At 30.1% G+C, this 9,463-nt stretch carries 10 protein-coding genes; 8 read left to right on the top strand and 2 right to left on the bottom strand.

Annotation, left to right across the window (positions count from 1 at the left end):
- The first annotated feature begins 7 nt into the window (after positions 1-7).
- The gene (locus ABWP78_RS02260) at positions 8-490 is read left to right on the top strand and encodes an acyltransferase family protein (RefSeq protein ID WP_353168559.1); all 483 of its coding nucleotides are present in this window, start codon (positions 8-10) and stop codon (positions 488-490) included.
- Here the strand turns inward: ABWP78_RS02260 and ABWP78_RS02255 are convergent.
- Positions 474-1,115: an O-methyltransferase gene (locus ABWP78_RS02255; protein ID WP_353168541.1), complete on the bottom strand. Its 642-nt coding sequence runs from the start codon at positions 1,113-1,115 to the stop codon at positions 474-476. The genes ABWP78_RS02260 and ABWP78_RS02255 overlap by 17 nt on opposite strands.
- A gap of 147 nt (positions 1,116-1,262) precedes the next feature.
- On the opposite strand from ABWP78_RS02255, the gene rlmN reads away from it, so the two are divergent.
- The gene (gene rlmN, locus ABWP78_RS02250; RefSeq protein WP_353168539.1) at positions 1,263-2,303 is read left to right on the top strand and encodes a dual-specificity RNA methyltransferase RlmN; all 1,041 of its coding nucleotides are present in this window, start codon (positions 1,263-1,265) and stop codon (positions 2,301-2,303) included.
- A gap of 46 nt (positions 2,304-2,349) precedes the next feature.
- Here rlmN and ABWP78_RS02245 read toward each other — a convergent pair whose 3' ends face one another.
- Positions 2,350-3,243 carry a hypothetical protein gene (locus ABWP78_RS02245; protein WP_353168536.1) on the bottom strand — a complete coding sequence of 298 codons (894 nt, stop codon included), beginning with the start codon at positions 3,241-3,243 and terminating at the stop codon, positions 2,350-2,352.
- A 104-nt stretch (positions 3,244-3,347) separates the two neighbouring features.
- Here ABWP78_RS02245 and ABWP78_RS02240 point away from each other — a divergent pair, with 104 nt between their 5' ends.
- From ABWP78_RS02240 to dnaG, 6 genes are all read left to right on the top strand, one after another.
- Positions 3,348-4,328 (top strand): polyprenyl synthetase family protein, encoded by a 981-nt coding sequence (locus tag ABWP78_RS02240; RefSeq protein ID WP_353168534.1) that lies wholly within the window; start codon positions 3,348-3,350, stop codon positions 4,326-4,328.
- 212 nt (positions 4,329-4,540) lie between these two features.
- Positions 4,541-5,113, top strand: coding sequence for an RNA polymerase sigma factor (locus ABWP78_RS02235; RefSeq protein WP_353168533.1), 573 nt, complete (start codon positions 4,541-4,543; stop codon positions 5,111-5,113).
- Positions 5,100-5,807 (top strand): hypothetical protein, encoded by a 708-nt coding sequence (locus ABWP78_RS02230; RefSeq protein WP_353168530.1) that lies wholly within the window; start codon positions 5,100-5,102, stop codon positions 5,805-5,807. The genes ABWP78_RS02235 and ABWP78_RS02230 overlap by 14 nt, the downstream gene beginning before the upstream one ends.
- Before the next feature lie 20 nt (positions 5,808-5,827).
- Entirely contained in the window at positions 5,828-6,937 is a 1,110-nt protein-coding gene (locus ABWP78_RS02225; RefSeq protein WP_353168528.1) for a hypothetical protein, read from the top strand.
- A 127-nt stretch (positions 6,938-7,064) separates the two neighbouring features.
- Complete coding sequence (locus ABWP78_RS02220; RefSeq protein ID WP_353168526.1) at positions 7,065-7,277, top strand: hypothetical protein; 213 nt, start codon at positions 7,065-7,067, stop codon at positions 7,275-7,277.
- Positions 7,278-7,482: 205 nt separating this feature from the next.
- Entirely contained in the window at positions 7,483-9,462 is a 1,980-nt protein-coding gene (gene dnaG, locus ABWP78_RS02215) for a DNA primase (RefSeq protein ID WP_353168524.1), read from the top strand.
- Position 9,463 lies beyond the last annotated feature (1 nt).

Here is a 9,463-nt window from a genome sequence, read left to right as displayed (position 1 = left end):
TCCTTTAATGACAGAATATAAAATGTATTTTTTCTTTTTTACATTTAGTGGGCTTTGTTCCGTCTATTTTGAAAAAACACATTTTAATAAATTATTTTCTAATTTAATTTATTTAATAACATTAATTTATCTTTTGAGTAATTTGTTTAAAAACATCCTTAACGAAAACCAATATTATGTGTTTAGTATGATATTATTTGGTTTATTTTTAACTGTGCTTTCAAAAAAACCAATTTTTATTTTAGAAAACCGATCCTTAAAATATTTAGGAACAATATCTTACGGTATTTATATGTTTCATGCCATTGCGATGCAAATTGTAGGTTTGATATATATAAAGTTGCAGATTGAAAATAAAATACAAGGAATTTTTTATATTTTTAGTTATACCTTTTCAATTATTTTTTTGACCCTAATTATGGCTCATTTATCTTATAAATATTATGAATCGTATTTTTTAAAATTCAAAAAACCTACAACACGCGAGTAACCGTCAAGCCATCTCGAATAGGTAACAAAACTGTTTCTACACGAGAATCTTCATTAATAATTTTATTATAATCAAGTAAAATTTGCGTGCTTTTGTCGTTTGTTTTTACTTCTTCTAAAACCTTACCACTCCACAATACGTTGTCAGATAAAATTATACCACCCTTATTCATCAAAGGCACAATTAAATGAAAATAATTAATGTAATTTTCTTTATCTGCATCAATAAAAACCAAATCAAATTTTTTATTTAAAGTAGGAATAATTTCAATGGCATCGCCAATATGTTGCGCAATTTGATTGGAATAGTCAGACAATTGAAAATATTTTTTTTGAATTTCTTCCAATTCTTCATTAATATCAATAGTGTCTAATGTACCGTTTTCTTGTAAACCTTCTGCCAAACATAAGGCAGCATAACCCGTATAGGTTCCAATTTCTAAAACAGATTTCGGATGTATAATTTTAGATAACATACTCAAAACTCTACCTTGAAAATGGCCGCTTAGCATTCGTGGTTGCAAAATTTTCTGATGCGTTTCTTTATTCAACTGCACCAATAATTCTGGTTCTTGTTGCGAATGATTGGCTACGTAATTTTCTAAATCTTCAGATATAAAGTGCATAATTTTTTAAAATTTCAAAGTACAAAAGTACAAATTCCAATTGTTTAAACACAGATTAAAGAAATTTCTAAAATTAATAAATCAGCGTTTCATTAAATTGGCATATTGAAAATTGATTAATTGGCACTTTAATAGTACTTTTGCACCATGCAAGTAGAAAAAAAAGACATACGCGCTTTATCTAAAGAGCAATTACGAGATTTCTTTGTTACTAATGGCGATAAAGCGTTTCGTGGTAATCAAATTTACGAATGGTTGTGGAGCAAAAGCGCACATTCATTTGAAAGTATGACCAATGTTTCTAAAGAAACGCGCACTATGTTAGAAGCCAATTTCGTAATTAATCACGTAAAAGTGGATACGATGCAACGAAGTGAAGACGGAACCGTAAAAAATGCGGTGCGTTTACACGATGATTTAATTGTTGAAAGCGTCCTGATTCCCACAAAAACTAGAACAACTGCTTGTGTATCGAGTCAGGTTGGATGTAGTTTAAATTGCAATTTTTGTGCTACTGCCCGATTAAAACGAATGAGAAACCTAACACCCGGTGAAATTTACGACCAAGTGGTAGCAATAGATAATGAAAGTAAATTGTATTACGACAGGCCACTTTCGAATATTGTTTTTATGGGAATGGGCGAACCTTTGATGAATTACCCCAACGTAATGAAAGCAATCGATATGATTACATCAAACGAAGGTTTAGGTATGTCGCCAAAACGAATTACCGTTTCTACTTCTGGAGTTTCTAAAATGATTAAAAAAATGGCTGATGATGAAGTGAAATTTAATTTAGCGGTTTCTTTACATTCAGCTATTGAAGCGACTAGAAATGAGATTATGCCATTTACCAAAAACTTCCCATTAAACGAATTACGGGAAGCATTAGAATATTGGTACGCCAAAACTAAAAGCAAAATTACTTATGAATACGTAGTTTGGAAAGATATAAATGACAACAAAGTTTCTATTGATGCTTTAGTAAAATTTTGCAAATATGTGCCTTGTAAAGTCAACTTAATTGAATACAACGCTATTGATGATGGCGATTTTCAACAAGCCAGCGAACAAGCTACAAAAGACTATATTGCTGCTTTAGAAAAAAACAATATTATAGTAAAAGTAAGAAAAAGTAGAGGAAAAGATATCGATGCCGCTTGCGGACAATTAGCTAATAAATCATAAAAAAAGAGAAGCAAATGCTTCTCTTTTTATTTGTATTAGTGCTGTATTAATTCCCAATTATAATTGTATAAGAAACTCCGTTGATTGTAAATACAGCTGTGTTATCACAATCTCCATTTCCGTAATCTAAAGTAGCGGTTACGCCATTTTTAACAAAAGTAATAACTCCAAAAACTAATATAGGTTTAGGATTAGGAACGGCTAAACAACTCATTTTGGCTCTTAAAGGTGTAGTAATTGTTGCCGTTTGAATGGTTCCGTTTGGATGCGTGGTAGTCCAGTTTCCTGTAATTTTATAAATGTTATCCGCGAAAATTTGAGTAGTACTAAACCCTTCGACTAATTCTCTTGTTCTTGTTCCTACACGCGTATAAACGTCTCCGTTTGGCATCGTAATGGTCATGTCCAATAACATAACTACGATAGGATGTGGCGCAGATGTTGCTGTAGCAGCGGTTAAAGAACGAGTAAATGTTTTTGTACCAACAAATTTAATATTGTTGTGATAAAAATTATCAAATGTATAGGTTACTGTATGAGAAACCGCTGTTGGTTGAAAAACAAAACTAATAATAATTTTACCCTTCACTATGTTCCCATTATTCAACGTACATCCTGTTGTTCCAAAATCAATGGTTTTCGTTACTAGAGTTCCTGGAGTAATAACCGTTCCAAAAGCTGGCACTCTTGTAATTGTAGCACAATTTGAAAACACAGAATTGTCATTGTTTATACCTCTATAAGAAATAGTACTTCCATCAACATTATCAAATAATTGATCTGTAATATTTGATATGTCATCACTAGCCATATCAATTTTCGCATTTATTAAAGCATCTTCCGAAGTTAACGGATCTGCAGTAATTGCATTCTCTTTCTCACAAGCGGAAAAAGCTACCAATACTAAAATTGGAAATAAAAATTTTGCTGTTTTTTTCATCTTTAAAAATTTAATGTTCAACATATTAGACACAAAGTTAACTAAAAGGTTTAATATAAAAAAAATATTTTTCTAATACTGTAATGTGTAGTATCTTTGAGGTAATGAAAATAACCGAGCAAATAAAAGAACCCATAGCTTTCGAGATGGAACTTTTTGAGAAAAAGTTTCAATTGGCCATGTCTTCAAAAGTCGCCTTATTAAATCGTATTACGCATTATATCGTCAATCGAAAAGGGAAACAAATGCGACCAATGTTTGTGTTTTTAACTGCAAAAATGATTTCTGGTGGCACGGTAAATGACAGAACTTATAGAGGCGCATCGGTTATAGAACTTATTCACACCGCAACTTTAGTGCATGACGATGTTATAGACGACAGCAATAAACGTCGAGGTTTTTTTTCTATAAATGCGCTTTGGAAAAATAAAATTGGGGTATTAGTTGGTGATTTTTTACTTTCTAAAGGATTATTACTTTCTATAGATAATAACGATTTTGATTTACTTAAAATAATTTCTGTAGCGGTAAGAGAAATGAGTGAAGGCGAATTACTTCAAATAGAAAAAGCCAGAAAATTAGACATTACAGAAGACATTTATTACGAAATTATTCGACAAAAAACAGCCACGCTAATAGCTGCTTGTTGTTCGCTTGGTGCTTGTGCAGTTGCGCCAGATAAATCGAAAACAATTGAAAAAATGCGAAAATTTGGCGAATTAATCGGAATGGCATTTCAAATAAAAGATGATTTATTTGATTACACAGAAGATGCCATCGGAAAACCAACAGGCATTGACATCAAAGAACAAAAAATGACTTTACCACTTATTTACACACTAAATAACTGTTCTTCAAAAGAAAAAAGTTGGGTGATTAATTCCATAAAAAATCACAATAAAGATAAAAAACGAGTAAAAGAAGTAATTGCCTTCGTGAAAAATCAGGGAGGTTTATCTTATGCCGAACATAAAATGATACAATTTCAACAAGAAGCTTTAGTACTTATCAAAGATTTTCCTGAATCTGTATATAAAGATTCCCTTGTTTTAATGGTAAACTACGTTATTGATAGAAAGATTTAGTCAATGTGTCAATTGCTCAATTTTCAATTAGCCAATTTGATGCAACCTTTTTAATTATAAAATAGACAGTAGAAATAAGCACATAAATTGACACATTGTCTAATTGGCACATTGACTAATTTCCATACAACCTTTTTTAAATCATTCTCGTCTATAGTAATAAGCACATAAATTGGCACACTGACTAATTGGCACATTGACTAATTAAATCTATGAAAGTAATCGCATTGCATAAAGAAGAAGCACAACTAATCAGTGAAGCGATTCCAAACAATCGTCAAGCACAACATTTGTTGTACACCAAATATGCTTCTAAAATGCTTAGTACTTGCAGACAATATATAAAAGACACGCATCATGCAGAAGATGTAATGCTTACAGGTTTTATGAAAATGTTTACCAATTTGAAGAAATTTGAACACAAAGGCAGTTTTGAAGGTTGGATAAAACGTATCATGATTCATGAATGTATTGATTATTTACGAGTAAAGAAAAACAGTTTTAATCATAAAAACATTGAAGACGTAGTATATGCTGAAGCAGAAGATAACTACGAAATGGAAGGTGATTTTTCTGTAGATGATATTCAATTTTTAATAGACAATTTGCCCGATGGCTATAAAATGGTGTTTAATTTATTTGTGATTGAAGGCTATAAACACAATGAAATTGCGAAATTATTAGATATTTCAGAAGGCACATCAAAATCGCAATTATCACACGCAAAAAAAATGTTGCAATCTCAAATTACAATATTAAAAAATAAAGAAAATGGAACAAGATAATTTTAATAAAAACATACAAGAAAAATTCAATTTTCGTAAAATCGAACCATCCGAAACGGCTTGGAACAAATTAGACGCTATGTTGACTCTTGCAGAAGAAAAAAAACAACCTAAAATCTTTTTTTGGTTGAGTATTGCAGCAACATTTCTTTTATTTATGGGTGTAGGATATGTTTTCTTTCAACAAACCGAAGAAACAAAATTGATGCCATCAACTGAAGAAATTGTTACATCTAAAACAAATTCAGAAACTGAAACGCACAAACAAAGTACGAAAGAAAGTAGTGTTTCATCTGAAAATGAATTGGCTAATAACGCGACAACAAGTACTACGTCAGAAACGATAAAAAGTGGTATTATCCATACAGCTCAAAAAGAAAATTCTAAATTAGAAGTCTATGAACCGGCAGTTCTAAAACAAGAAGTCGTTACTATAAACGAAATTAAAAAAGAAAATACCAAACAAGAAATTAAAGAACCAACTTATAATTACACCACGCCAGAAATGCTTTTGGCAGAAGTGCAAGGACAAAAGAAATCAGGAAATACAAACACGTTTAAATCTTCGTTACGAGTAAATCCAAACGAGTTATTACAAACCGTAGAATCAGAATTGGATAAAACCTTTAAAGAAAAAACAATCACAAAATTAAAGCAAGCAAAATCCGTATTTGTAAACAGAAATTATAATTAACTTTTAAAACACCCTAAATTATGCAAAAAATTATTTTGTACATCAGTATTGCGCTGCTAACATTGATAAATACCGTATGCGCTCAGAAAAAAAAACCAGAATCTTTTAGTGTTCAAATTGAAAAAGTAGGATACCAAATTGAATTTATTTCTTATCAACAAAAATTAGAATTAAAACAAAAGATTGATTCTTTAGAAACACTTCACAAAGATAAAAAAATCAGTTTACAAGAATTAGAATCGCTAAAGTTGAAAGAAGCAGAAAAAACTGCTAAAGTTATTGAAACAAATCTCAATAATTATAGAACTCAAATTGATACAATCATTCAAAACAAATTAAATGATGAAAATACTAAAATCAGACACAAAACTGACACTTTAAATGGTAAAGAAGTAATTACATATTACAATGATAATGATTATATAGAATATAATGTTCCAGCATTAAAAATATATAAATCTAAAAAGGAAAAAGAGGAAAGACTTTCAAGAAGAACCACAAGTCAAGTTGTTTTCGCAGTAGGATACAACAACTTAGTAACCAACAATATGGTGGCCAATTCTCAATTTGGTTATGGTCGTTCTGGATTTTGGGAATGGGGTGTTACTTTGAATACACGCTTGTCAAACAAAAGTAATTTATTACATTTAAAATACGGCGCTGGATTTATGTACAATAGCCTTCACGCAACAGACAATAGAGTTTTTGCAGACACCAATAATCAAACCGTTTTAGTAGATGCTGGTTTGGAAACAAAAGCAAATAGAACCTATTTTAAAAATGTGTATTTTGTGGTACCAATACATTTAGAATTTGATTTTTCAAAAACAAAAATAGTGGATGACAAGAAAGTATTCAAATCGCATACAGGAGTACGTTTTGGAATAGGTGGATTTGTAGGTGTAAATACCAACTCAAAACAATTTATTCAATACGAACAAAATGGGTATAAATTTAAAGAAAAACAAAAAGGCGATTTCAATGTAAACGAGTTCACATACGGTGTAAGTACTTATATTGGTTACAAACAAACTTCGTTATATTTAAAATACGATTTAAACCCTATTTTCAAAAATAATCCAGTAGATCAAAACAATATTTCATTAGGTATTCGTTTTGATTGGAATTAAAAAGTAATTTATTATGAAATATATAGTAATTCTATTTGTTTTACTAGTAACAAGTTGCAAGTTTCAATACATTAGTTTTAATTCTGAATCAAATAAAAGACAAGCAAAAATTACAGCAGATAAATATTTGAAAGAATTAAAAAATAAAAATGAAATCGAAAATTTTAATTTTATAAGTGTTGAAAATTCTAAAGTTTTAGTGGGAAAATGCAATGACACATTAAAAGAAGTTTATTCCTTAATTTATGAAATTGAGGTAAATAAAGATGTAAAAAGAAAAGTTTTAAATTTAAAAAAAACTAAAAATAAAATAGCTGTTAGTTTAAAAAATATTGATTAACATCTTAAACTAAATCAAAACAACATTTCAATAGGTCTTCGTTTTGATTGGAATTAAAAAACAGCATAAAATTTGAGTTTTAAAATGCTTTTTTCAAAACCTACAAGGAATTTTCTTGTAGGTTTTTTGTTTTAATTTAATAATGTGTATTTTTACGAACTTTGAATTTTCAAATTACCTCATTTTCAAATTATCACATTACATTTTGATATCTAAAGAAACCATAGAAAAAGTATTTGACCAAGCTCGTGTAGAGGAAGTCATTGGCGATTTCGTACAACTCAAACGTTCCGGAAGTAATATGAAAGGACTTTCGCCGTTTGTAAACGAAAAATCGCCTTCGTTTATGGTGTCGCCAGTGAAACAAATTTGGAAAGATTTTAGTTCTGGAAAAGGTGGAAATTCGGTTACTTTCTTAATGGAACACGAACATTTTACGTATCCTGAAGCCATAAAATATTTGGCAAACAAATACGGAATTGAAGTAGAAGAAACCATTGTTTCTAATGAAGATATAGAACAAGCAAACGAAAAAGAAAGTATGTATTTGGTCTCAGAATTTGCTCGAGATTATTTCCATAAAACGATGCTCAATACCGATGAAGGTCAAGCAATTGGATTGTCATATTTTAAAGAACGTGGATTTTCAAAAGAGACTATCGAGAAATTTCAATTGGGATACTCGCCTGATATTTGGGATGCGTTTACCAAAGAAGCCTTAGGAAAAGCATACAAATTAGAATATTTAGAAAAAACCGGATTAACCATCGTAAAACAAGAAGATGAAAAAACATTTGACCGATTTAAAGGTAGAGTAATGTTTCCTATTCAAAGTATGAGTGGACGCGTTTTGGGATTTGGTGGAAGAATTTTAACTAACGATAAAAAAGCAGCCAAATATTTAAATTCACCAGAAAGCGAAATCTATCATAAAAGTAAAGTTTTATACGGCATTTTTCAAGCCAAGCAAGCTATTGCCAAACAGGATAATTGCTATTTGGTTGAAGGATATACCGATGTAATTCAATTTAATCAGAGTGGTATTGAAAATGTAGTGGCTTCTTCTGGAACGGCATTAACGCCTGATCAAATTCGTTTAGTAAACCGATTAACCAATAATATTACCGTCCTTTTTGATGGTGATGCTGCAGGTTTACGCGCTTCTATCCGTGGAATTGATTTAATTCTGGAAGCTGGAATGAACGTAAAAGTTTGCAGTTTTCCTGACGGAGAAGATCCAGATAGTTTTGCCAAAAACAATTCCTTTGAGATTTTAAAACAGTATTTAGACGAAAATTCGAAAGATTTTATTCAGTTTAAAGCCGATTTATTAGTTAAAGAAGCCAATAACGACCCCATAAAAAAAGCAGAATTAATTAGAGATATGGTAAATAGTATTTCTAAAATTTCTGACCAAATTAAACGCGAAGTCTACATAAAAGAATGTTCGCGCATTATGGATATTTCGGAAGACGTATTGTATAATACGTTAGCCCAAATGCTCAAGAAAGATATTTCTGAAGCCAATAAAAAATATACCGAAGAGAAAAAAGCATTTGAAGTTCATAAAAACAATGCGGATTTTAAACCCGAAAAAATTGATATTTTATACGAATTGGAACAAAAAATTATTGAAATATTACTAATTAACGGTTCTAAAACAGAAGATTTTACAGAAACATTTTTATCGAAAGATGAAGCTGGAAACATTGTAGATGTAAAGGAAACCAATTCATACAAAGTATACGAAAAAATATATTTGGCACTTCAAGAAGACGAAATTGAATTGTCAAATCCAATGTTTAAAACCATTTATACCGATATTATAAATTATTATAATGAAAATATCGAATTTGAAATTGATAAATATATTTCGCAAACTTCACCAGAAATAGCCAATAAAATAACGTCTATTTTAATGCTTGAAGAACGAGATATTTTACACAAATGGGAAAGTAGAAAAATTGTAGTAGAAGACAAAAATGTAAATTTAGCACAAAGTGTTAATGAAACCATTTTATCTTACAGATGGTATTTACTAAACAGTATTATTGAAGAAAACAAAAACAACATAACTTCTGATGTTACCATTGATAATTCAGAAATTCTCACAACTATTAAAGATTATTTATCGTTAACTTCAGTAATCGCTAAAAATTTAGGTCGGGTTTTAGCTCGATTTTAAA

The sequence above is a fragment of the Flavobacterium sp. genome, assembly GCF_040402955.1.
In the GTDB taxonomy this organism is placed as follows: domain Bacteria; phylum Bacteroidota; class Bacteroidia; order Flavobacteriales; family Flavobacteriaceae; genus Flavobacterium.
This window is presented reverse-complemented; position numbering and strand designations above follow the sequence as displayed.